The following is a 21,078-nucleotide window of genomic DNA, read 5'->3' on the forward strand; positions in this document are numbered from 1 at the left end:
CATCGAGCCACGGAGGCGAAGCAGCAGGGACAGGGACTCGGGAGCCCTATCCTTGTCCCCGGCAAGGTCACGGATCACCCCCACACCCGCCCGACCAAGCCACCCGGCCACACACCGGCCCCCGTAGCTCAGTGGATAGAGCAGGCGCCTTCTAAGCGCTTGGCCGCAGGTTCGAGTCCTGCCGGGGGCGCCTCTCATCGGCCCCACTTCGGTGGGGCCTTTCTGCTGGTCGGAGGGCCTGTACGTACATACGGGGAAGCAGCGGGCACTCCCTCGCGGATCATGGGGCGGGTCCGGCAACCGGCCGTTCGACGCACCGGTCGCGATCGCGAGCAATACGAGTAGCCGCCTCTACGTGTCCCGGCCCGTCGACTCGCGCAGGTTCGCCTGGATGTGTGCCAGGGCTTCCGCCGCCGGCAGATGTGTCAGGCCCTTCGTGAGGGGGAGGTGCGAGGGGCAGAACCATTCGCAGTGTTCCGGGTGGCCGGCCCAGTCGTCCGGATACGTCTGCGTGGGCCGGAAGTGCACGAGGGTGAAGTCCTCGTACGCGAAGTCCGAAAGCTGGTACGGGACACGGCATAGGGGGCAGAACGGCGGCATCATCGGGCGCTCTCACTCTCTGACGGGCCGGCACCTGAACGCCGCTCACCGTAACCGACCGCCCAAGCTGAGCGTCACGAGCCGCAGCAGCCGGCCTCCGGTTCGCCTGTGGGAGTGGCCAGTTGGAGGAGCTGGGGCTTTGGTGTGGTGCAGCAACCCTGTGTGCCTTCCTCCTGCTCGGGGGCGTCGAACAGGCCCGCGCCGCCGCATACGCCCGTCTCGGGGAGGGTCAGTTCGACGCGGTCCGCGGAATCCGTGTCGCCGGCCAGGGCCGCGGCGACCGAGCGGGCCTGTTCGTAGCCGGTCAGGGCCAGGAAGGTGGGGGCTCGGCCGTAGGACTTCATGCCGATCAGGTAGATGTCCTGCTCGGGGTGGGCCAGTTCGCGGTGTCCGTGGGGGTAGACCGTGCCGCAGGAGTGCTGGTTGGGGTCGATCAGGGGGGCCAGGTCGACGGGGGCCTGAAGGCGTTCGTCCAGGCCCAGGCGGATTTCCGAGAGGAAGGACAGGTCGGGGCGGAAGCCGGTCACGACGATGACCTCGTCGACCGCGTCGAGGTGGCGGCCGTCCTCTGCGACCAGGACCAGGCGGTCGTCCGGGGTTCGCTCGACGGCTTCCGTGCGGAAGCCCGTCACCGCGTCCGCGTGGCCTTCGTCGACCGCGGCCTTCGCCGCCAGGCCCAGCGCGCCACGTGCGGGGAGTTGGTCGGCCTCGCCGCCGCCGAACGTTGCGCCACTCATGCCTCGGCGGAGGATCCAGAGCCCCTTGGTTCCCCCGCCGTCGGCGGCCTTGGCCAGGTCGGCCAGGCCGGCCAGGGCCGTGAAGGCCGAGGCGCCCGAGCCGATGATCGCGGTGCGCTTGCCCGCGTAACGGGTGCGCACAGCCGCGTCGGTGAAGTCGGGGACGCGGTAGGTGATGTGGTCGGCCGTCGACTTCTCGCCGAGGGCGGGCAGGCCGTCGGCGCCTGCCGGGGACGGGGTCGACCAAGTGCCGGAGGCGTCGATCACGGCGCGGGCGGACAGGCGTTCCTCCCGGCCGTCGGCGTGGGTGACGTGGACGACGAAGGGCTGGGCCGCGCGGTCCGCGTCGACGATCCTGTCGCGGCCGGAGCGGGAGACGCCGGTGACGGTGGCGCCGGTGCGGACCCTGGCGCCGAGGGCGTCGGCGAGCGGCTGGAGGTAGTCGTCCGCCCAGTCGCCGCCGGAGGGGTACGCGGCCGGGTCCGGGCGGGTCCAGCCCGTCGGGGCCAGGAGCTTCTCGGCGGCCGGGTCGATGACCTCGCCCCAGGGGGAGAAGAGACGGACGTGCGACCACTCGCGTACCGCGGCGGCAGCCGTCGGTCCCGCTTCCAGGACCAGCGGCTCGATGCCCTCCTCGACGAGGTGGGCCGCGGCGGCCAGACCGATGGGGCCCGCCCCGATGACGACGGCGGGGAGGTCCTCGGTACGGACGGTGTCAGGTGCGGTCATGGCGGTGGCCCTCCGGCGATTGATTCGATATTCGTCGATACAGCAGAGCTTGCCTCTTGCATCGACGGGCGTCAACATAGGCGCATGTCGAATTATCAGGCGGTGGAGCTGACGATCGTGGAGCCCGAAGGCTCCGATCCGGTCGTGCCGTGCTGCCCGCCCCTCACCTCGGGCGAGCTGTCGGTGGCGGACGCCGAGAAGATGGCCGCGATGTTCAAGGCGCTGTCGGATCCGGTGCGGCTGCGGCTGTTCTCCAAGGTGGCCTCGCACGCGGGTGGCGAGGCGTGCGTGTGCGACATCTCCGACGTCGGCGTCTCGCAGCCGACCGTCTCCCACCATCTGAAGAAGCTGAAGGACGCGGGGCTGCTCACCTCCGAGCGGCGCGGCACCTGGGTGTACTACAGCGTCGCGCCGTCGGTGGTGGCGGCGATGTCGGCCATGCTGGATCTACGTCACAGCAGCCGGTCCCCCAACTAGCCTCTGGGCAGCGGAAGTTCCGGTGCGGCGAATCTCCTGCGCCAGGCCAGTGCCACGTACACCAGGGCGATCAGGACCGGCACCTCGATCAGCGGGCCGACCACGCCCGACAGCGCCTGCCCCGAAGTGACGCCGAACGTGCCGATGGCGACCGCGATGGCCAGCTCGAAGTTGTTGCCGGCCGCGGTGAAGGCGAGGGTGGCCGTGCGGGCGTAGGGCAGGCCGAGTGCCTTGCCCAGGACGAAGGTTCCGAAGAACATCGCCGCGAAGTACGCGAGCAGCGGGAGTGCGATACGGAGGACGTCGACCGGCCGCGACGTGATCGTCCCGCCCTGCAGCGCGAACAGGACGACGATCGTGAACAGCAGGCCGTACAGCGCCCAGGGCCCGATCTTGGGGAGGAAGTTCGACTCGTAGCGCTCGCGGCCCAACTTCCGCTCGCCGACCCGGCGGGTGAGGAAGCCGGCCAGCAGCGGGATACCGAGGAACGCGATCACGTTGAGCGCGATGTGCCACACCGGGACGTCGAGGCCCTGGCCGTCGCCGAGGCCCAGCCACCGCGGCAGCAGGTCGAGGTAGAACCAGCCGAGCAGGCCGAACGCGACGACCTGGAAGACCGAGTTGAGGGCGACGAGGACGGCGGCGGCCTCGCGGTCGCCGCACGCGAGGTCGTTCCAGATGATCACCATCGCGATGCAGCGGGCCAGGCCCACGATGATGAGGCCCGTGCGGTACTCGGGCAGGTCGGGCAGGAAGATCCAGGCGAGCGCGAACATCACCGCCGGGCCCACGATCCAGTTGACGACCAGCGACGACACCATGAGCTTCCGGTCGCCGGTGACCGCGTCCAGCCGGTCGTAGCGGACCTTGGCCAGCACCGGGTACATCATCACCAGCAGGCCGATCGCGATCGGCAGCGAGATGCCGCCGATCTCGACCTTCGCCAGCGCGTCGCCCATGCCGGGGACCAGGCGGCCGAGACCGAGACCCATGACCATGGCGAGCAGGATCCACACCGCGAGATAGCGGTCGAGGGTGGAGAGCCTGGCCACGATCGACGCGTCACCGGCCGACCCCTCACCGGTCCCCGCTTCTCCGGCCGACGTGGCGGCGGCCGGCGTCGCGGTCGTCTCGGTCGTGCCCGGTTCCGTGGTCGGCATCAGCAGGGTCGCTTTCGGCCGGTCTCGACGGTCGTACGGGCGGTCTCGGCGAGGTCGGTGAACCGGCCGGCCAGCGCGGCGATGACGTCGGGCCTGAGCCGGTAGTAGGTGAAGCGGCCGCACGGCTCCGTCTCCACGATCCCGGCCTCACGCAGCACCTTGAGGTGATTGGAGAGGTTGGTCTGGCGCGCCCCGGTCTCCTCCACCAGGTGCGTCGTGCACAGGGTCTCGTCGGCGAGCAGGGTCACGATCCGCAGCCTGAGCGGGTCCGCGAGCACCCGGATCAGGTCAGCGTCTACTGACGTCATCATGAGCTGATACTTTCACATCGGCTCAAACTGACACCAGTCCAGGCTGATGCCTGCCCAGCGGCCACCCGGCCTGGCCGATCCCACCGCGCAGACCCCGCATCCCGAAGGAAGACCCCATGCCCGCGTCCTCGCCGCTCGCCTCCGTGCTCTTCGTCTGCGTCCACAACGCGGGCCGCTCGCAGATGGCCGCCGGATTCCTCGGCCATCTCGCGGGCGACCGCGTCGAGGTCCGCTCCGCCGGCTCCGTTCCCGGTGACCGGGTCAATCCCGCCGCCGTGGAGGCCATGAAGGAGGCCGGTGTCGACATCTCCGCCGCCACGCCCAAGGTCCTCACGGTCGAGGTGGTCGAGCTGTCCGACTACGTCATCACCATGGGCTGCGGCGATGCCTGCCCGGTCTTCCCCGGCAAGCAGTACCTCGACTGGGACCTGGAGGACCCCGCGGGCAAGGGCGTCGAGGCCGTCCGCCCGATCCGCGACGAGATCAGGGCCCGCGTCGAAGCCCTCGTCGCCGCGATCGACGCACGACAGGGAGCATGATCGCGATCATCACCGTCACGTCCCGGCACCGGTCTCGGTCCCGGTCTCGGTCTCGGTCTCGGTCTCGGTCAACCGTCCCGGTCTCGGTCCCGGTCAACCGCCCCGGTCCCGGTCAACCGTCCCGGTACGCCCGTTCCCGTCCAGGCACGCCCTTCCCCAAAGCACTGCTGTCGTGTCCGCCCGCGAGTAGGCTGAATGTGCGGCCGCCCCGGACCCGGCCCTCTCCGTGCACTCCGCACCGCGCAACAGAGGCTCTGCGCATCTGACGCATCACCTTGCCAGAGGAGATGGGGCGGATGAATTCCTGTTCCCACCTGCCGGGGCCGGCCGAATCGTCGGCGCGTCCCGTTCTGTTCGCCGACTGCCGACTCGTCCTCGCGCGGGGCGAGCTCGATCTCACCACCATGACGCCCTTGGCGGAGAACCTGCGCCGGGCGCGGGCCGGGACCGGGCGGCCCTGCCTCATCGTCGATCTGAGCGCCGTGACCTTCGCGGACGGCAGCATCCTGGAACCGCTGTGCGAGGCGTGGGACGAGTGCCGGGCGCGGCGCGGCTGGGCCAGGGTCGTCTACACCCGGCCGTCGACCGCTCTCGTCTTCCGGGCCGGTGGTCTGGCCGGCCGATTTCCGGGCTACGCGAGCGCCCAGGACGCCTGGCAAGGGGTGATCGCCGGGCCCGCGCCCCGCCTCGAACGGGGCGGATCCGCGTAATGCACGCCGGGTACCGGTCGGCGGCCTGCCCGGGCAGGCCGCGGACCGGGCGGGACGGAGACCGGTGACGACCAGCAACGGCATGGCCGAGGTCCTGCGGTCCCTGCGCCCCGGCAGCGGCAGCGATCCCGCCCGGAGCAGCGCCCGCATGCTGGACGTGCCCGGCGTGGCCGTCTCCGTGTTCCCCACACCCCCGCCGGGCACGTCCAGCACGCGGGTGCCCGAACCGCTGTGGTGTTTCCCCGAGGTGAGCCGGCGCTTCGACGAGCTGCAGTTCACCCTCGGCGAGGGGCCGGGCCCGGATTCCGTGCGGGCCGGGGTGCCCGTCCTGGAACCGGATCTTGGGCAGGTACGACCCGAGCGCTGGCCCCTGCTGACCCCCGCGGCGCAGGAGCTCGGGGTGCTCGGGGTGTGCTGCTTCCCGCTCGCCCTGGGCGGGGTCCAGCTGGGCCTTCTGACCCTGCTGTGCGACGGACGGGGCGGCCTCAACACCAGGCAGCTCAACGACGTGGGCACGCTCACGGCGGCCCTGATCGCGACGCTGCTCGGCGACCGGGGTTCGAACGGGCACGGCGCCGGGGGCCCCCTGGTCGACGGCGACGGGCTGTGGCCGGTCGCGGGACTGCAGCGGGCCGTGGTGCACCAGGCCACCGGCATGATCAGCGTCCAGCTCGGCACCACGCTGGCGAACGCGCTCGTGCGGCTGCGCGCCTTCGCGTACAGCAGCGAGCGGCCGCTGGGTGACGTGGCGGAGGACGTCGTGGCCCGACGGCTGCGATTCGACGACGATGGGAACGGGCCTCATTTGCCCGACGGTGGAGAGGGATGATCAGCATGGCCCGGGAACAGCGGCTCGCCGAAGTGTTCGTCGAGATCGCGGATTCACTCATCGACGACTTCGACGTCCTCGACCTGTTGCAGCGGCTCTCCACCCGGTGTGTGGAGCTCCTGGACGTGTCGGCCGCCGGCATTCTGCTCGCCGACGGTCAGGGTGAACTCCAGGTCATCGCCGCGTCCGACGAACACACCCGACTGTTGGAGTTGTTCGCCAGGCAGCACGACCAGGGGCCCTGCGTGGAGTGTTTCCACAGCGGCACGCCCCGTACGAACATCGATCTGCGGCGGCCGGACGTGACCGACCTCTGGCCCCGCTTCACACCGCGGGCGCTCGAGACCGGGTTCGTCGTCACCCACGCCATCCCGCTGCGCCTGCGCGACCGGGTGGTCGGTGCCCTGAACCTCTTCCAGGCGAGCGAGCACCGGCTGAACGACGACGACATCTCCCTGGCCCAGGCGCTCGCCGACGTGGCCACGATCACGATCCTGCAGCAGCGCACGCTGGAGCAGTCCCACGTGGAGAACGCCCAGCTCAACTCCGCGCTCACCAGCCGCGTCCTGGTGGAACAGGTCAAGGGGGTGCTCGCCGAGCGCTGGGACACCTCGGTCGACGAGGCGTTCCTCGCGTTCCGGTCGTACGCCCGCTCGCACCATCTACGGCTGACGGAGCTCTCCCGGCGCATCCTCGACGGCACCTTCGACACGGCCGCGATCCCCGCCCCCGGCGCGGCGGTGTGACGGCAGGGCGTGCCGCAGTACGCGCCCCCACATCGACGCGTACTGCCGCCACAGCGGCCCGGTGACGTACGGGAGTCCGTACCGTTCGCAGATCTCCCGTACCCGCGGGGCGAGTTGGGCGTAGCGGTTGCTGGGCAGGTCGGGGAAGAGGTGGTGCTCGATCTGGTGGCTGAGGTTTCCGGTGAGGACGTGGAGGACCGGCCCGCCCTCGATGTTCGCCGAGCCCTGGATCTGCCGCATGTACCAGGCGCCGCGGCTCTCGCCGTCGAGCCGGTCCTCGGTGAAGGTCTGTACGTCGCCGGGGAAGTGGCCGCAGAAGATGACCGTGTGCGCCCAGACGTTGCGGGCCACGCTCGCGGTGACGTTGCCCAGCAGGCAGGGCAGCGCGCTGGGTCCGGCGAGGAGCGGGAAGAGGACGTAGTCCTTGGCCGTCTGCCGAACCGCCTTGCTCAGAAAGGTGGTTGTGTCACCGAGGAGGGCGCGCACGCTCTTGCGGCCGGCCAGCGTCTCGTCCGCCTCCAGGTCGTACAGGGCGATGCCCCACTCGAAGACGGGCGCGAGCAGGGCGTTGTACAGCGGCTGCAGGAGGTGGAACGGGCGCCAGGGCTGGTCCGGGTCCATGCGCAGGACGGTGTAGCCGAGGTCGCGGTCGCGGCCGACGACGTTGGTGTACGTGTGGTGCAGGTGGTTGTGGGTGCGCTTCCACGCCTCGGCCGGGGTGGCGAAGTCCCATTCCCAGGTGGTCGAGTGGATCGCCGGGTCGCCGAGCCAGTCCCACTGGCCGTGCAGGATGTTGTGGCCCAGCTCCATGTTCTCCAGCGTCTTCGCGAGCGCGAGCAGGGTGGTGCCGGCGGCCCAGGCGGGCGGGAAGAGGGAGACGGCGAGCGCGAGCCGCCCGCCCGCCTCGCAGCCCCGCTGGACCGCGATCACCGTACGGATGTAGTGGGCGTCGTCGGCGCCGCGGGACGCGACGATCTCGGCGCGCAGCCGGTCGAGTTCGCGGCCCAGCTGTTCGACGCGGTCGACGTCCGACGCGCCGGAGGACGCGCCGGAAAGGGGCAGGGTGGCGGATGTGGACATGGAGTCTCCTCGGGGAGCTCTGCTGACTCACAGGTCGAGGACGAGCGGACCTGCCGCACCGTTGACGCAGGTCTGAATCAACTCGCCAGGATTTCCGTGCAGTTCACCGGTACGCAGGTCGCGGATCCGGCCGTCGAGGAGCGGTACGAGGCAGCCGAAGCAGAGTCCGCGCCGGCAGCCGTGCGGCATGGGCACGCCCGCCGCCTCGCCGACCGCGAGGAGGGGCTCCGCGCCGGTCGCCTCCGTCGAGACTCCGCTGCGCTCGAACCGCACCCGGCCGCCGGCCGTATCCTCGCCCACCGCTCTCGCGGGGGTCAGGTGGAAGCGCTCCACCCGCAGGCGTTCCCGGGCTCCCGCCGCGGCCCACTGCCGCTCCGCCGCGTCGAGAAGCCCGGCCGGGCCGCACACCCAGGTGTCCCGGTCGCGCCAGTCCGGGCAGTGCGCGGCGATCCGGTCCGCGGTGAGCCGGCCGGCCGTGCGCGTGTGGGTCAGGTGGACCGCCAGCCGGGGCAACCGGCTCTCCAGGAAACGGAGTTCGGTCCGGAAGAGGCAGTCGGCGGGGGTGGGCGCGCTGTGCAGGAGAAGGATGTCGGGGGCCGTGCCGGGCCGGCGGGCGAGGGCGCGCAGCATGGCCATGACCGGCGTGATGCCACTGCCGGCCGTGACGAACAGCAGCCGCTCGGGCAGCGGTTCGGGGAGGACGAACTCGCCCTGGGCGGGCCCGAGTCGCAGCACGGTGCCGGGCCGCGCCCGGTGCACCAGGTGCGGGGAGACCCGGCCGTCGGGGTGGGCCTTCACGGTGACGGTGACCTCGGTGGACCCGCCGTCGGGGGGTGAGGTGAGCGAGTAGGTGCGCCAGTGCCGCACGCCGTCGATCTCGACCCCGAGCGGCAGGTACTGCCCGGCACGGTGCCCGCGCCAGCCCCGGCCCGGCCGGATCGCCAGCGTGACCGCGGCGGGCCCCTCCGGCCGCACGGCCGTGATCCGGCCCGCGGGGTGCCGGGCCGACCACAGCGGGTCGAGCAGGCCGAGATAGTCGTCCGGGGAGAGCGGGCTGGTCAGCCAGGAGGCGGTCGCCAGCGCCGCCCGGCCGCCGGGCCAGCGCCACCCGCGAGGGTGGGCCGCCGCCCACTCCCGCGACGACCACGGATGTACGGACATGTGCACGCCCCCAACCGGAGTCGTCGCCGGACCGCTCATGCGAAGCACACCGAGCGAATCACACCGGGCGGTGGACCACACCGGCGCACCGGACGCTTTGCGCCATCCGGCGCGGGGAACCTGTCAGGCGCGACGCGCCGACGCCCAGCGTGCCGGGCCGCGCGGGTCGACGAGGATGACGCGATGGTGACGGGGCCGGCCCCTCACGGACGACATCCCGGCCGACATCGCGGCCGACATCGCGGCCGCCATCCCGGCCGTCGTCGCGCGCCCGCCGGCGCTGCTGCCGGCCGCCGGCGTCGAAGGACGGTCCCCGGCGGAAATCCGAAGAACATCGCCAGGGACCGTCCCGGTGAGTAGACGTACTCCCCCTACGGCGTCTGCTCACCTGCCTCGACCCCCTGCGACTCCAGGGCGCGGGAGTGCCCGGGTGATGACCGTCCGGGGGCGAGGAGCCGAAACCGCGCGTGTCGGCGTCGCGGGTTCGGCTGTCTTGAGAGCCGCACCCGGGGTCGTGGGGCACGTAAGCCGGTTACCTACCCCGCCTGACCCAGCACACACATCAACTCCCCTACGACATGTAACCGTTGATGCGTGTCCGACGCAGTCCGCGGATCGCTCGCCCTGTCCGCCGACCGCGAGGACGATGGGGACGAGACGTACGCGTCCGTGAGCTGAGAGAGTTGATCGGCATGACCCGCGAGCAGCACCTGGCCGAGATCTGCGTGGAGATGGCGGGACCCGTGACCGAGGACGCCGATGTCGCCGGGCTTCTGCACCGGCTCACCGAGCACTGTGTGGAACTGCTCGACGTGACGGCCGCCGGGACCCTGCTCATGGACGAGACCGGGACGCCGCGGACCGTCGCCGCGTCGGACGAGCACGCCCGTCTGCTGGGGCTCTTCGCGCTCCACCAGAAGCAGGGACCGTGCGCCGAGTGCTGCCGCACCGGCGCCGGCCGCAGCAACGTGGACCTGGCGTACGTGGAGGGGACCGTCGCCTGGCCGCGGTTCGCCGCGCGGGCCCGCGCGACGGGATACGTGCGCACGCACGCCGTGCCGCTGCGCCTGCGCGACCGCACCATCGGCGCCCTCACCCTCTTCCAGACCACGGCGCACCGGCTCGGTGACGACGACTCGGCCGTCGCCCGCGGCCTCGCCGACCTCGTGACCATCTCGATCCTCCGGCAACGCGCGCTGAAGCGGTCGCGGGCCCTGACCGGCCAGCTGGCCGGGGCCCTGACCAGCCGGATCGTGATCGAGCAGGTCAAGGGCGTGCTGTCGGAGCGCTGGAACACGACGAGCGAGGAGGCCTTCGCCGCGCTGCGGGCCTATGTGCGCACCCGTCACCTGAGGCTGTCCGACGTGGCCGGGGGCATCGTCACGGGCGCCGTCGACACCTCGGTCATCCCGGCCCCTGTCACCCGGCACGGCGGTCACGGTCCGCCTCTGCCGCCCCCGCCATGATCGCCGCTGCCGCCTCCTCCATCGTGTCCGGAGGAACCACGAGCAGGTCCCATCGGCCGTGGCCGGGGGCGACGAGGACGACGGTGCCCGCGGCGGTGGCCAGGCGCCTGCGCAGACGAACGACCTGGCCAGCGACGAGCATGCGGCCGGGCGTCGGCGCCCAGACCGTGCCGTCGAGCACGACGCTGCTGATGTGACCCCAGGCCGGCGGCAACCCGGCCAGGAGGGACGGGAGTTCGGCGAGCAGGTCGTAGGAGCGCGGCCACCATGCCCCGTCGATCGCGCGGGGCGAGCCGAGGTGGGGTGCCAGGCGCAGGCGCAGCAGGGGTGGGGTGGGACGTGAGGACGGCGATACGAGGGACATGAGGGTGGCTCCTGCCGGCTGCGGTGCGTGGGGTGGGCGGGGCGGGTGCGTACGCGGGTGACGGGGTTCGTCGGGTGCTCGTCGGGCGTTCGTCGGGTCAGAGCTGGCGGGCGGCGACGCGGGCCGGTGTCGGCCAGCGCACGTCGTGGGCCAGGCCGAGGCGTTCGAGGAGACGGATGAACGCGGCCGAGGGGTCGAGCTGGCCGCGGCCGACGCCGTGCCGGGCGCTGGTCGGATCGGCGTGGTGGAGGTTGTGCCAGCTCTCGCCGAAGGAGAGCAGGGCGAGCGGCCACAGGTTGGTGGCCCGGTCGTGGCGCCGGGTGCGGAACGGGCGCTCGCCGATCATGTGGCACAGCGAGTTCACGCTCCAGGTGACGTGGTGCAGCAGCGCGATGCGGACGAGTCCCGCCCACAGCAGCGCGGTCACCCCGTGCCGCCAGCTGCCGCCGACGGCCCAGCCCAGGCCGAACGGCAGGGCGAGGGTGAGGACGCACAGGGCCGGGAACGCGCGGGAGACGGCACGGATGTCGCGGTCGGCCAGCAGGTCGGGTGCGTAACGCCCGTGCGGTGTCGGCGAGTTGGCGAACAGCCAGCCGATGTGCGCGTGCAGCAGGCCGCGCAGGATTCCGCGCAGGTGCGTGCCGTGGCGGTACGGGGAGTGCGGGTCGCCGGGGCGGTCGGTGAAGGCGTGGTGGCGGCGATGGGTGGCGACCCAGCCGACGACGTCGCCCTGGAAGCTCATCGATCCGGCCACCGCGAGCGCGATGCGTACGGGGCGGACGGCGCGGTAACTGCCGTGGGTGAGGCCGCGGTGGAAGCCGACCGTGACGCCGAGGCCCGTGAGCACGTACAGGGCGAACCCGAGAGCGATGTCCGCGGGGTGGATCAGTCGCCCCCACAGCAGCCATCCGGCGATGCCGAGCCCCACGAACGGCAGCACGACGATCACCGCCGTCACCGTCACGTACAGACGCTCCCGGCCGGTGCGGGCGGGTGGCGAACTCCCTTGCGGGAAGGGCGAGTTCCCGTCGTACGACTGCGGCGGCGGGTCGTCGCCCGGTGCGGTGGTGCGCGTGGTGGACGTCAGGGACATGTACGGGCTCCTCGGCCTGGTGGCGGTTCGGCGCGGCCGGGGTCGGGGGCTGCCCCTGAGGGGACGGTGGGAGAGGTGTGCTCCTGGGTGCTCCGCGTGGTCGGGCACCGGCACACAGGTGCCGTCGTCTCCTTCACCGTACTCCTGAACGGCGGAAATCGGCCCGGACGTAGGCTGGGAGCACCGGTCGCTCCTCGTACGCCGATTCCGCTCGGCGTCGTCGCCGGCGCACCACGACAGCGGGCCGCCGCCCCGGTGGCCCGAAGAAGGACGTGCGTCATGAACGCACCGCCCACACACCGCAGTTCAGCCCGCCCCGAGGCCGACATCTATCCGCCCGCCCGGCTCGCCCTTCGTCCGCCGACCTTCCCGCCGGGCCCGGTGTGCGGAGCGTGGTGGCCGCGCACCGACGACCTGGCCGCCGAACTCGCCGCGCTCACCGATGTGTTCGACTCCTCGCGCGGTCTCGTGACCCGCATCGCGTCCCATCAGGGCAGCTGGTCGGACGAGCCGCGCACACTGCCGGTGACCGGACACACGGTGACGGCGTCGTGGTACGCGTCCGGCCTCGACCCGTACACGATCCGGCTCTTCTCCTACGGCGCCGGCCGCTGGGACCTGCTCGTCGTCCCGCCGGACAGTACGACCGACGCGGCCCTGCGGCTGATGAACGCGGCGGCCGACCCGGCGCTCAGCCTCACCGGGACCGCGCTCATGGCGACCGAGGCCCCGGCCGGATGACGCGCCGCGGACCTGCCGGGGCGATCGGCGGTGACGCAACCGCCGCCGGTCCCCCCGGCGGGAGTACGGTGGAATCACCAAGGGCACTTCGCACTCCGGCATCCACGCAGGTCTCGTCCTCGGTGATCCCCATGGCATCGGGGCGACGCCCATCGCCTCGCCCCGGAGACGGGTCCGCATCATGACCGCGACCGCCACGACTGCCCGCACCACTACTCCGCCCATCGCCCGTGTGGCGCTGAAGCCCCGGACGGGCCAGGGCCTGCTCGACGGCGCCTGGTGGCCCCGTTCGCGCGACCTGGCCGCCGAGCTCCCCGCCCTGGCGGACGTACTCGATCCGCTGTGGGGCCGCATCACGCGCGTCGCCGTCAACCCGATGCTCTGGCCCGTCGTCCCGCGCAAGGTGACCGTCCACCACCGCGTGATGAAGATCGGCTGGTTCACCCCCGAACTCGACCCGCACAAACTGTTGTTGCTGTCCTACGGGACCGCCCGCTTCGACCTCCTGGTGATCCCGCCGGAGACGGAGGCCGCGTCGGCCGACCGGCTCATGAGCGCCGCCTGCGCGCAGGACGGTCCCCCGGCGACCGCCACGGACCTCATCGCCGCAGAGGCGGCACGCCGGGACGACGCCCCGGCGGGCGAACGGGCGCAGAACGTGAGCGAGTTGCGGCCTCACCACGACGCGACGTCCACCCACGCCGTCCGCACGACGACAGGACGGTGAGCACCATGGACGCCGCGCTCACCGCGGCCGCCCTCCTCGTGCTGATCACGGTCGCCACCTATGTGATCCACCGCCTCAACACCCAGCACGCCGAGAGGATTGCCGTGCACACCTACAGCCGCTTCCTGCCCGGCCGCCGGGCCACCGGAGAGCCCGGGCCCGGCGCCGCGCCGCTGCCCCCGCTTCCTCAGGTTCCTCCGCTTCCTTCGGCGGCTGCTCCCTCGGACCGGCACGACCACCGTGACGGGGGCCGCGGGCGCCACCCCGCGCGCCGTCGCCGCACCCGTACGACACACAAACGGGCCGACTGAACCGCCCGCCGCACCGGATCACACGGCGAGGTCCGCGTCCTGATCGTCGCGGCGGGGGGCCGCCGGGCGCGGCGGGGCGGTGGAGGTCGCCGCGTGGCGGGAGGCGTCCAGGAGGGCCTGGAGAGTGGCTTCCGTGGTGTGGGGGGCCACGCCCACCGTGGTGGTCTTCGTGCCGTCGGCGTCCTCGAAGTCGAGGTGTGCGCAGACGCCCGACGGGCTGTCGGCCTCCCCCGGCAGTTCCCTGACCCGGTACGCGCGCAGGGCGCGGCGGGCCACGTCGGGAAAGCGCGGGTCGAGTGCGGCGTGCAGGGCCGCGTCCAGGGCGTGGGTGGGCTCGGGCCCGTGGCCGGTTCCGGTCAGCAGGGAGCCGTCGGCGCGCAGCCGCACCGTGGCCCGCGCCGCGCCGTCGCCGCGGCCGTCGAGGGTGACCTCCCATGATTCGAGGACGAAGGGCGGGCGGTAGGGGTGTGCGGCGAGCTCCGCGCGCAGCAGGAGTTCGAAGGAGGCGTCGGCGGACTCGAAGGAGTAGCCGCGGCTCTCCAGTTCCTTGACGCGGGCCACCACCGTGCCGACCGCGGCGCCGGACGCGTCGACGTCGTAGCCCAGTTCGCGGGCCTTGAGCACGACCGAGGAGCGGCCGCCCATCTCGGAGACCAGGACCCGCATGCCGTTGCCGACGCGGGCCGGGTCGATGTGCTGGTACAGGTCGGGGTCGACGCGCAGCGCGGACGCGTGCAGGCCCGCCTTGTGCGTGAAGGCTCCGGCGCCGATGTACGGGGCCGACACGGCGCCGGGCAGGCCGGTGATCTCGGCGACGGCGCGGCCGGCCCGGGCCAGGCCCGCGAGGCCGTCCGGCGGCAGGACCGGCCGGCCCCGTTTGAAGGCGAGGTCGGCGGCGACGGTGAACAGGTTGGCGTTGCCGCAGCGTTCGCCGTAGCCGTGCGCGGTGCCCTGGGCGTGCCGGGCCCCGGCGTCGACCGCGGCCAGCGTGTTGGCGACCGCGCAGCCCGTGTCGTCGTGGCAGTGGATGCCGACGGGGGCGCCCGTCTCGGCGATCGTGTCGGCGACCGCCGCCCGCACCTCGTCGGGCAGCGTCCCGCCGTTGGTGTCGCAGAGCACCACCGTCTCGGCGCCGGCCTCGCGGGCGGTGCGCACCACTTCGAGGGCGTAGTCGCGGTGGGTCCGGTGGGCGTCGAAGTAGTGCTCGGCGTCGAGGAAGACGCGGCGTCCGGCGAGGACCAGGTGTCGCACGGTGGAGCGGATCATGGCGAGGTTCTCGGCGAGCGTGGTGCGCAGCGCCGCCTCGACGTGGCCGGGGTGGCTCTTGGCGACGATGGTCACCACGGGGGTCCCGGCCTCCAGGAGGGCGCGCACCTGCGGGTCGGACGCGGCCGTGCCGCCCGGCCTCCGGGTGGCCCCGAAGGCCGCCAACTCGGCATTCTGGAGGTCGAGTTCGGTCGCGGCCCGCCGGAAGAACTCGGTGTCCTTCGGAACCGCGCCCGGCCAGCCCCCTTCGATGAAGCCCACGCCGAGGGCGTCGAGAACGCGCGCGACGGCGAGCTTGTCCTCGACGGTGAGGGCGAGCCCCTCCATCTGGGTCCCGTCGCGCAACGTCGTGTCGTACAACTGGAAGCCACTGGCCGTCATCGCCGTCGCCCCTCCCGGTTCTTGTCTGCGTGGGTTCTCAGGTTCTGGTGGTGGCGGGCTCCGGCGTCGCCGCCAGCAGCTCCAGGTCGGCCACCAGGTCCGCCGGGGACGGGGCCGCCAGGTTCTGTCGTGCGAGCTCGCGCGCGGCGTCCCGGTACGTCGCCGAGTCGAGCAACTCGGCCGCCGATCGGGCCACTTGGGCGTACAGGTCCGGGGCGTGCGCCGGGACCGTGAGGCCCGCGCCGGCGTCCACGACCCGGCGGGCGTTGAGGGCGAGGTCGGGCGAGAAGGGCACGACCAGTTGCGGGATCCCGGCCCGCATCGCCGTCATGGTGCAGCCCGCGCCGCCGTAGTGCACGACCGCGTCGCAGTCCGGTACGGCCAGGTGCAGCGGGCAGTCGTCGAGGACGGTCACCCCAGCCGGCAGGTCGCCGGGCAGGTCCTCCGGCGGGGCCAGGAGCAGCAGGTCGCGGTCCGGGGCGCGCAGCGCCTCGACGAGGCCGGGCAGGACGCGGGCGCCGGGACCATAGGCACGGCTCAGCGAGTTGCCCCAGGCCAGGCAGATCCGGGGCCGCCCGGGAGTGGGGGCGAGCGGCGCGGTGGGCGCGGAGCGGGCTCCGTTGTACGGGACGTGGCGCACCCGGTAGCGGGTGACGCCGGCACCGAGCGGTGGCCGCATCGCGGGCGGGCACGGGTCGATGACGTGCGTGATCAGGTCCGGGCCCAGCTCGCCCACGCCGTGGCGCGGGAACGAACCGCTCGGGTCGCCGGGCAGCACCCGCAGCTCCGGCTCGGGCTCCGCCGTGCCGTGCGGGCCCCACAGGTGCAGCACGGACGGCACCCGGAGCACGCGCGCCGCGAGCAGGCCCTCCGGGCTGAGGCGGTCGTGGACCACCAGATCGGGCCGGTAGCCGCGCGCGTACTCCACCACGGCGTCACAATTGGCGGCCGCGCCACGGAGGTTGCGGTCCTTGTACGCCGCCCGGAACGCGGCGAAGTCGAAGTCGGCCAGGTCGGCGAGGGGTTCGCCGGTCACCGGGTGCGGGGGCAGCGCGGCGTGCGGCCAGGTGCCCGCCTGGGCCGCCCAGTAGTTCCACAGCCGGTTCTGCAGCAGCATGTCCATCGGCGGGTCCACCAGCGGCACCGGCAGCAGGCCCGCCTGCCGCACCGGGTCGCGCTGCGAGGGTGCGCAGACCACCCGGACCTCGTGCCCCGCCGCCTGCAGGGCCCAGCCGAGCGGCACCATCGGGAAGTAGTGGCTCGGCCAGTCCGACACCGTGAACAGGACGCGCATCAGCCCGCTGCCCGCAGCTCGCCGAGGACCGCCCACAGGGCGCCCGGGGTGGCGAACGTCTCGCCGGTGAGGCGGTCGTCGGGGAAGGTCACCTCGTAGATGTCCTCCAGCTGCATCAGGGTGTCGATGGTGGACATGGAGTCCATGCCGGCGGCGGACAGGCAGGTGTCGGGGGCGAGCACGTCACCCGGGCTGAGCAGCCGCAGCGCGCCGCGCAGCACCTGCTCGAACCGCGGGTCCCACGGGGCGCTGCTCGCCACGGGGGCGGGGGTGGTGGCGGACATACCGTTCTCCTTCGCGTCGTACGTACGGTGATGGCGTCGGCGGCCTTGTGGCGCGCGGGTCCCGGCCCGCTCAGGCCGCGACCGTCAACTCGCCCGCCCGCGCCGGGCTTTCGAGGAGCGCGGCCAGGGCCTTCTTGTCGGTCTTGCCGTTGGCCGTGAGCGGCAGGCTGTCCACGGTCAGGCAGCGCGGCGGCACCTTCGCCGCCTCCAGGCGCTCGCCGAGGCGGGCGGTGATCTCCTTCGGCTCCAGGGCGCCGACGGCGAACAGGGTCAGCTCCCGGCCGTCGTCCGGGGGCAGCACCGCGGCGCCGCGCACCCCGGGGATGTCGAGGGCGGCGGCCTCGATCTCCAGGGCGCTCATCCGGACCCCGCGCCGCTTGAACATGTCGTCGCGGCGGCCGTGGAAGTACAGGTGGCCGTCCTCGTCGAGGTGGCCGTAGTCGCCGGTGTGCAGCACCTTCCGCCCGGTGACCGGGTCGGTGCGGAAGCGTTCGGCGGTCAGTTCGGGCGCCCGCCAGTAGCCGGCCATGACGTGCTCGCCGCGCACCACGATCTCGCCCGCGGTACCCGGCGGCAGGGGGGTGCCGTGCTCGTCGAGGATGAGGACCTCGGTGCCGGGCAGCGGGCGGCCGACGGAGAAGGGGCGTTCCAGGTCGCCGTCCGGTTCGAGGATGGTGACCCGCTTGCACTCGGTGATGCCGAACATCGGGACGACCTTGACCGCGGGGAACGCCGTGCGCAGGGTCGCGATCAGCGGCGGGGTGAGGGCGGCGCCGGTGTTCGTGACCAGGCGCAGCGCGGTCGGTCCGCGCCGGTCGCGGGCGGCGAGGCGGACCAGCATCTCGGCGAGCGAGGGGACCAGCGGGACGACGGTGACGCCGTGCTCGTGGAGCGTGGCCATCAGCCCGGTGTGCGCGTCGGCGTCGGTCAGGACGAGCTCGGCTCCGGCGAGGGCGGCCAGGAAGATCTGGTAGAGCCCGTAGTCGAAGGAGAGCGGGATGGCGGTGAGCACCACGTCGTCGGCCCGGTAGCCGAGCCGGGAGGCGATGGCGCGGGCGGCGAAGACGGTGGTGCCGTGCGGGCTCATCACGGCCTTGGGGCGCGAGGTGGAGCCGGAGGTGTAGATGAGCAGCGCCAGGTCGTCGGAGCCGACGGCCACGGGCTCCTCGGGAGCGAACTCGGGGGCGAGGGGGCCCTCTTCGTCCAGGGCGAGGTCGGTGACGGGCCGCACCGGGCAGTCGGTGTACCGGGCGAGGACGTCCTCCTCGCCCGGCGCGGTCAGCGCGAGGCGCGGCTCGCAGTCGGCGAGGACGGAGCTGAGGTGGAAGTCCTTCATCGCCGGGTTGACGGGGACGAGGACCGCGCCGGCCCGCAGCGTGCCGAAGAGCAGGGCCACGAACTCCCGTACGTTGCCGAGCCGTACGGCCACCCGGTCGCCGGGCCCCACTCCCTGGGCCCGCAGCCAGGACGCGGCGCGGTGCGCGGCGCGGTCGAGGGCGGTGTAGTCCCAGGCGCCGTGCCGGTCGCGGACGGCGGGGGAATCGGGGTGGGCCAGGGCGGCCTCGTCCAGCAGGTCCTGCACTCGGTGGGGCTTGGCCACGGGTCTCGTCCTCTCGGTCAGTTCGGGGTGGATCAGTAGGGCAGCGCGGTGATCTCCACGACGGCGGCCGTCAGGCTGTAGCCCGCGCCGCCGCCGAACAGCAGCACCTTGTCGCCGGTCTCCAGCGCGTGCGTGCGCAGCAGCCAGTCGAGGCCCGCCGCCCAGTCGCCGGCGCCGATGTGCCCGGTGGTGCGCCCGTACTCCCAGGTGGTGAGGTGCTCGTCCACGCCGAGCAGGTGGTGCCAGTGCCAGCCGTTCTCGAACAGGCCGGTGGAGCCGGTGACGATGCGGGCGAGGTCGCCGGCCGCGACGCCCGCGTCGGCGAGCGCCTGGTGGCGGGCGCGGGCGATGAGGCGTCCGGTGCGCAGGTCGGCCTGCTTGCCGTCGGCCGTCGTGTCGTACGCGGCCGAGCGCGCCGTCAGGTCGATCGCGGCGCCCGGCGCCGGGCGGAAGGGTTCGGCGCCGCGGGTGATGCCTTCGAGGGCGTTGTCGGCGACGGTGACGGTGGACAGGATCCGGGCGAAGCCGCCGCCGGTGGCGAGCACCATGGCGGTGCCGCCGTCGGCGTACACGTTGTACTCGGCGAGGTTCCAGCGGTCGACGCCGGGTGCGGCGAACCGGTCGCCGGTGGTGATCAGCGCCGCCGTGCCGGGGCGGATCCCGGTGGCGAGCTGGGCGCCGGCCAGTTCGATGGCGCCGAGCGCGCCGTTGCAGCGCTGCTGGACGTCGTAGGCGGGGACCTGTCGGCCGAGGGCGCCCTGGGCGACGTAGGACGCGGTCGGGTAGATGTCGAGGCCCTGGAACCAGATGCTGGCGTGCAGGGCGAGGGCGAAGTCCCGCTCCCCCAGGCCGGATTGGGCGACGGCCACGCGGGCGGCGCGGGCGGCTGTCTCAGGCGGCGCGGTCTGCGGGCTGTCGTCGGCGTCGTCGAAGGCACAGACGGAGACGTAGCCGCGCGCCTTGCACCGTTCGGCGTCGTAGCGGCCCGCGTCGACGGCTTCCTCGACGGGCACCGGGTCGGGCAGGCAGGTGCCCAGGCCCGCGATGTGCAGGTTCTCCCACTTCATCACGCCGCCTTCGCGCCGGTGCGGGACCGGGTGGTCGCGAACTCGCGGATCGAGTCCGCCATGTACGTCGTCATCTCCTGCGTGAGGTTCGGGTGGACCCCGATCCAGAAGGTGCGTTCGGTGACGATGTCGCTGTTGGTGAGCGGGCCCACGACGCGGTAGTTCACGTCCTGGTAGGCGGGGTGCCGGGTGAGGTTGCCCGCGAAGAGGCGGCGGGTGCCGATACGGCGGGCCTCCAGGTGCGCGGTGAGTTCCCCGCGGGTGTAGGCGGCGTCGGCGTCGACGGTGAGGGCGAACCCGAACCAGCTCGGGTCGCTGCCCTTCGTCGGCTCCGGAAGCAGCAGCCCGGGGGTGCCCTCCAGGCCGTCGCGCAGCGCCTGCCAGTTGCGGCGGCGGGCGGCGATGAACGTCTCCAGCTTCGCGAGCTGGGTGAGGCCGAGGGCGGCCTGGAGATCGGTCGGCTTCAGGTTGTAACCGACGTGCGAGAAAATGTACTTGTGGTCGTAGCCGTGCGGCAGCGTGCCCATCTGGTGGTCGAAGCGCTTGAGGCACTTGTTGTCCTCGGCGGGCTCGCACCAGCAGTCGCGGCCCCAGTCGCGCAGCGACTCGACGACCCGGGCGAGCGCCAGGTTGCGGGTGAGGACACAGCCGCCCTCGCCCATCGCCATGTGGTGCGCCGGGTAGAAGCTGACGGTGGCCAGGTCGCCGTAGGTGCCGGTGAGGCGGCCCTGGTAGGTGGAGCCGACGGCGTCGCAGTTGTCCTCGACGAGGAACAGGTCGTGCTCCTCGGCGAGCGCGGCGATCTCGGCGACCTCGAAGGGGTTGCCGAGGGCGTGCGCGATGACGATGGCCCGGGTCTTGGGGCCGATGGCCGCCGCGACGCGGTCCGCGGTGGTGTTGTACGTGGTCAGGTCGATGTCGACGAAGACCGGTACGAGGCCGTTCTGCACGATGGGGTTGACGGTGGTCGGGAAGCCGGCCGCGACGGTGATCACCTCGTCGCCGGGGCGCAGCCGGTGCTCGCCGAGCCGCGGTGAGGTGAGTGCGGTGACGGCCAGCAGGTTCGCGGAGGAACCGGAGTTGGTGAGGTGGGCCTTGCGCAGCTTGAACAGCCGCGCGAAGGCGCTCTCGAACTTGCGGGTGCGCACCCCCGCGGTGATGCGCAGTTCGAGGGCCGCCTCCACCAGGGCGACCCGGTCCTCCTCGTCGAGGACCGCGCCGGCCGGGAGCAGCGGGGTGACCCCGGGCTCGAACGGCTGGTCGGTGTCGGCCTCGTGGTGGTACTTGCGGACGCTTTCGAGCAGGAGCGCCTTACCGCTGCTCGTCATCATCTCCCCCTCGTTTCACGGAAGTTCGGGCCGGGTGCGAAGTGGTTCTCGGTGCGGTCGTGCTCGGTGCGGTCGTG

At 72.8% G+C, this 21,078-nt stretch carries 23 protein-coding genes and 1 tRNA gene; 10 read left to right on the forward strand and 14 right to left on the reverse strand.

The genetic code is table 11. From position 1 onward, the window contains the following. Nucleotides 1–117 precede the first annotated feature (117 nt). Nucleotides 118–190 (forward strand) — tRNA-Arg (locus B072_RS0119010). Between the two features lie 161 nt (nucleotides 191–351). Here B072_RS0119010 and B072_RS43465 read toward each other — a convergent pair. Both B072_RS43465 and B072_RS0119020 read right to left on the reverse strand, forming a co-directional pair. Next, complete coding sequence (locus B072_RS43465; RefSeq protein ID WP_018531554.1) at nucleotides 352–603, reverse strand: hypothetical protein; 252 nt, start codon at nucleotides 601–603, stop codon at nucleotides 352–354. Nucleotides 604–674: 71 nt separating this feature from the next. Beyond that, nucleotides 675–2,066, reverse strand: a complete 1,392-nt coding sequence (locus B072_RS0119020) for an NAD(P)-binding domain-containing protein (RefSeq protein WP_018531555.1) — start codon at nucleotides 2,064–2,066, stop codon at nucleotides 675–677. 84 nt (nucleotides 2,067–2,150) lie between these two features. Between B072_RS0119020 and B072_RS0119025 the strand changes: the two genes are divergently transcribed. After that, complete coding sequence (locus B072_RS0119025; RefSeq protein WP_026246021.1) at nucleotides 2,151–2,543, forward strand: ArsR/SmtB family transcription factor; 393 nt, start codon at nucleotides 2,151–2,153, stop codon at nucleotides 2,541–2,543. Here B072_RS0119025 and arsB read toward each other — a convergent pair. Together arsB and B072_RS0119035 are read right to left on the reverse strand one after the other, a co-directional pair. After that, complete coding sequence (arsB, locus tag B072_RS0119030; protein ID WP_018531557.1) at nucleotides 2,540–3,703, reverse strand: ACR3 family arsenite efflux transporter; 1,164 nt, start codon at nucleotides 3,701–3,703, stop codon at nucleotides 2,540–2,542. The two genes, B072_RS0119025 and arsB, sit on opposite strands and share 4 nt — an antisense overlap. Next, entirely contained in the window at nucleotides 3,703–4,014 is a 312-nt protein-coding gene (locus tag B072_RS0119035) for an ArsR/SmtB family transcription factor (protein ID WP_026246022.1), read from the reverse strand. Before B072_RS0119035 ends, arsB begins: the two co-directional genes overlap by 1 nt. Before the next feature lie 116 nt (nucleotides 4,015–4,130). Here B072_RS0119035 and B072_RS0119040 point away from each other — a divergent pair, with 116 nt between their 5' ends. The 4 genes from B072_RS0119040 to B072_RS0119055 all read left to right on the forward strand — a co-directional run bounded on the left by B072_RS0119040 (nucleotide 4,131) and on the right by B072_RS0119055 (nucleotide 6,838). Then, nucleotides 4,131–4,553: an arsenate reductase ArsC gene (locus B072_RS0119040; RefSeq protein ID WP_018531559.1), complete on the forward strand. Its 423-nt coding sequence runs from the start codon at nucleotides 4,131–4,133 to the stop codon at nucleotides 4,551–4,553. A gap of 296 nt (nucleotides 4,554–4,849) precedes the next feature. Continuing rightward, nucleotides 4,850–5,263: an STAS domain-containing protein gene (locus tag B072_RS0119045; RefSeq protein WP_018531560.1), complete on the forward strand. Its 414-nt coding sequence runs from the start codon at nucleotides 4,850–4,852 to the stop codon at nucleotides 5,261–5,263. A gap of 64 nt (nucleotides 5,264–5,327) precedes the next feature. Beyond that, nucleotides 5,328–6,092: an ANTAR domain-containing protein gene (locus B072_RS0119050; protein WP_018531561.1), complete on the forward strand. Its 765-nt coding sequence runs from the start codon at nucleotides 5,328–5,330 to the stop codon at nucleotides 6,090–6,092. Further along, nucleotides 6,089–6,838, forward strand: coding sequence for a GAF and ANTAR domain-containing protein (locus B072_RS0119055; protein WP_018531562.1), 750 nt, complete (start codon nucleotides 6,089–6,091; stop codon nucleotides 6,836–6,838). The genes B072_RS0119050 and B072_RS0119055 overlap by 4 nt, the downstream gene beginning before the upstream one ends. Here B072_RS0119055 and B072_RS0119060 read toward each other — a convergent pair. Continuing rightward, complete coding sequence (locus B072_RS0119060) at nucleotides 6,755–7,918, reverse strand: fatty acid desaturase family protein (protein WP_018531563.1); 1,164 nt, start codon at nucleotides 7,916–7,918, stop codon at nucleotides 6,755–6,757. The two genes, B072_RS0119055 and B072_RS0119060, sit on opposite strands and share 84 nt — an antisense overlap. A gap of 27 nt (nucleotides 7,919–7,945) precedes the next feature. Further along, complete coding sequence (locus tag B072_RS0119065) at nucleotides 7,946–9,079, reverse strand: ferredoxin reductase (RefSeq protein ID WP_018531564.1); 1,134 nt, start codon at nucleotides 9,077–9,079, stop codon at nucleotides 7,946–7,948. Nucleotides 9,080–9,771: 692 nt separating this feature from the next. Here B072_RS0119065 and B072_RS0119070 point away from each other — a divergent pair. After that, nucleotides 9,772–10,545: a GAF and ANTAR domain-containing protein gene (locus B072_RS0119070; RefSeq protein ID WP_063746454.1), complete on the forward strand. Its 774-nt coding sequence runs from the start codon at nucleotides 9,772–9,774 to the stop codon at nucleotides 10,543–10,545. Here the strand turns inward: B072_RS0119070 and B072_RS0119075 are convergent. Next, complete coding sequence (locus tag B072_RS0119075; RefSeq protein WP_018531566.1) at nucleotides 10,499–10,909, reverse strand: DUF5994 family protein; 411 nt, start codon at nucleotides 10,907–10,909, stop codon at nucleotides 10,499–10,501. The two genes, B072_RS0119070 and B072_RS0119075, sit on opposite strands and share 47 nt — an antisense overlap. A 97-nt stretch (nucleotides 10,910–11,006) precedes the next feature. Then, nucleotides 11,007–12,002: an acyl-CoA desaturase gene (locus tag B072_RS0119080; protein ID WP_018531567.1), complete on the reverse strand. Its 996-nt coding sequence runs from the start codon at nucleotides 12,000–12,002 to the stop codon at nucleotides 11,007–11,009. Nucleotides 12,003–12,281: 279 nt separating this feature from the next. On the opposite strand from B072_RS0119080, the gene B072_RS43470 reads away from it, so the two are divergent. The 3 genes from B072_RS43470 (at nucleotide 12,282) to B072_RS43480 (ending at nucleotide 13,781) form a co-directional block, all read left to right on the forward strand. Beyond that, entirely contained in the window at nucleotides 12,282–12,743 is a 462-nt protein-coding gene (locus B072_RS43470; RefSeq protein ID WP_018531568.1) for a DUF5994 family protein, read from the forward strand. A gap of 181 nt (nucleotides 12,744–12,924) precedes the next feature. Beyond that, nucleotides 12,925–13,470: a DUF5994 family protein gene (locus B072_RS43475; RefSeq protein ID WP_199791061.1), complete on the forward strand. Its 546-nt coding sequence runs from the start codon at nucleotides 12,925–12,927 to the stop codon at nucleotides 13,468–13,470. A gap of 5 nt (nucleotides 13,471–13,475) precedes the next feature. Beyond that, nucleotides 13,476–13,781, forward strand: coding sequence for a hypothetical protein (locus B072_RS43480; protein WP_018531570.1), 306 nt, complete (start codon nucleotides 13,476–13,478; stop codon nucleotides 13,779–13,781). An 18-nt stretch (nucleotides 13,782–13,799) separates the two neighbouring features. Here the strand turns inward: B072_RS43480 and cimA are convergent, their stop codons facing one another. The 6 genes from cimA to rfbH all read right to left on the reverse strand — a co-directional run bounded on the left by cimA (nucleotide 13,800) and on the right by rfbH (nucleotide 21,004). After that, nucleotides 13,800–15,428, reverse strand: coding sequence for a citramalate synthase (cimA, locus tag B072_RS0119100; protein ID WP_018531571.1), 1,629 nt, complete (start codon nucleotides 15,426–15,428; stop codon nucleotides 13,800–13,802). 37 nt (nucleotides 15,429–15,465) lie between these two features. Continuing rightward, complete coding sequence (locus B072_RS0119105; RefSeq protein WP_018531572.1) at nucleotides 15,466–16,722, reverse strand: nucleotide disphospho-sugar-binding domain-containing protein; 1,257 nt, start codon at nucleotides 16,720–16,722, stop codon at nucleotides 15,466–15,468. Further along, on the reverse strand, nucleotides 16,722–17,006 hold the full coding sequence (locus B072_RS0119110) for a phosphopantetheine-binding protein (protein ID WP_018531573.1): 285 nt from the start codon (nucleotides 17,004–17,006) through the stop codon (nucleotides 16,722–16,724). Before B072_RS0119110 ends, B072_RS0119105 begins: the two co-directional genes overlap by 1 nt. A gap of 70 nt (nucleotides 17,007–17,076) precedes the next feature. Beyond that, a complete protein-coding gene (locus B072_RS0119115) occupies nucleotides 17,077–18,606 on the reverse strand; it encodes a class I adenylate-forming enzyme family protein (protein WP_234018880.1) in 1,530 nt (509 codons plus the stop codon). A 32-nt stretch (nucleotides 18,607–18,638) separates the two neighbouring features. Further along, nucleotides 18,639–19,673 carry a ketoacyl-ACP synthase III family protein gene (locus B072_RS0119120; protein ID WP_018531575.1) on the reverse strand — a complete coding sequence of 345 codons (1,035 nt, stop codon included), beginning with the start codon at nucleotides 19,671–19,673 and terminating at the stop codon, nucleotides 18,639–18,641. Next, complete coding sequence (gene rfbH / locus B072_RS0119125) at nucleotides 19,673–21,004, reverse strand: lipopolysaccharide biosynthesis protein RfbH (protein ID WP_018531576.1); 1,332 nt, start codon at nucleotides 21,002–21,004, stop codon at nucleotides 19,673–19,675. The genes B072_RS0119120 and rfbH overlap by 1 nt, the downstream gene beginning before the upstream one ends. Nucleotides 21,005–21,078: the final 74 nt, after the last annotated feature.

Origin of the sequence: Streptomyces sp. HmicA12 (assembly GCF_000373565.1) — a bacterium.
In the GTDB taxonomy this organism is placed as follows: domain Bacteria; phylum Actinomycetota; class Actinomycetes; order Streptomycetales; family Streptomycetaceae; genus Streptomyces.

Coding starts and splice junctions, on each gene's coding strand:
- B072_RS43465 (WP_018531554.1), bottom strand. CDS start 603: ATGATGCCGCCGTTCTGCCCCCTATGCCGTGTCCCGTACCAGCTTTCG.
- B072_RS0119020 (WP_018531555.1), bottom strand. CDS start 2,066: ATGACCGCACCTGACACCGTCCGTACCGAGGACCTCCCCGCCGTCGTC.
- B072_RS0119025 (WP_026246021.1), top strand. CDS start 2,151: ATGTCGAATTATCAGGCGGTGGAGCTGACGATCGTGGAGCCCGAAGGC.
- arsB (WP_018531557.1), bottom strand. CDS start 3,703: ATGCCGACCACGGAACCGGGCACGACCGAGACGACCGCGACGCCGGCC.
- B072_RS0119035 (WP_026246022.1), bottom strand. CDS start 4,014: ATGATGACGTCAGTAGACGCTGACCTGATCCGGGTGCTCGCGGACCCG.
- B072_RS0119040 (WP_018531559.1), top strand. CDS start 4,131: ATGCCCGCGTCCTCGCCGCTCGCCTCCGTGCTCTTCGTCTGCGTCCAC.
- B072_RS0119045 (WP_018531560.1), top strand. CDS start 4,850: ATGAATTCCTGTTCCCACCTGCCGGGGCCGGCCGAATCGTCGGCGCGT.
- B072_RS0119055 (WP_018531562.1), top strand. CDS start 6,089: ATGATCAGCATGGCCCGGGAACAGCGGCTCGCCGAAGTGTTCGTCGAG.
- B072_RS0119060 (WP_018531563.1), bottom strand. CDS start 7,918: ATGTCCACATCCGCCACCCTGCCCCTTTCCGGCGCGTCCTCCGGCGCG.
- B072_RS0119065 (WP_018531564.1), bottom strand. CDS start 9,079: ATGTCCGTACATCCGTGGTCGTCGCGGGAGTGGGCGGCGGCCCACCCT.
- B072_RS0119070 (WP_063746454.1), top strand. CDS start 9,772: ATGACCCGCGAGCAGCACCTGGCCGAGATCTGCGTGGAGATGGCGGGA.
- B072_RS0119075 (WP_018531566.1), bottom strand. CDS start 10,909: ATGTCCCTCGTATCGCCGTCCTCACGTCCCACCCCACCCCTGCTGCGC.
- B072_RS0119080 (WP_018531567.1), bottom strand. CDS start 12,002: ATGTCCCTGACGTCCACCACGCGCACCACCGCACCGGGCGACGACCCG.
- B072_RS43470 (WP_018531568.1), top strand. CDS start 12,282: ATGAACGCACCGCCCACACACCGCAGTTCAGCCCGCCCCGAGGCCGAC.
- B072_RS43475 (WP_199791061.1), top strand. CDS start 12,925: ATGACCGCGACCGCCACGACTGCCCGCACCACTACTCCGCCCATCGCC.
- B072_RS43480 (WP_018531570.1), top strand. CDS start 13,476: ATGGACGCCGCGCTCACCGCGGCCGCCCTCCTCGTGCTGATCACGGTC.
- cimA (WP_018531571.1), bottom strand. CDS start 15,428: ATGACGGCCAGTGGCTTCCAGTTGTACGACACGACGTTGCGCGACGGG.
- B072_RS0119105 (WP_018531572.1), bottom strand. CDS start 16,722: ATGCGCGTCCTGTTCACGGTGTCGGACTGGCCGAGCCACTACTTCCCG.
- B072_RS0119110 (WP_018531573.1), bottom strand. CDS start 17,006: ATGTCCGCCACCACCCCCGCCCCCGTGGCGAGCAGCGCCCCGTGGGAC.
- B072_RS0119120 (WP_018531575.1), bottom strand. CDS start 19,673: ATGAAGTGGGAGAACCTGCACATCGCGGGCCTGGGCACCTGCCTGCCC.
- rfbH (WP_018531576.1), bottom strand. CDS start 21,004: ATGATGACGAGCAGCGGTAAGGCGCTCCTGCTCGAAAGCGTCCGCAAG.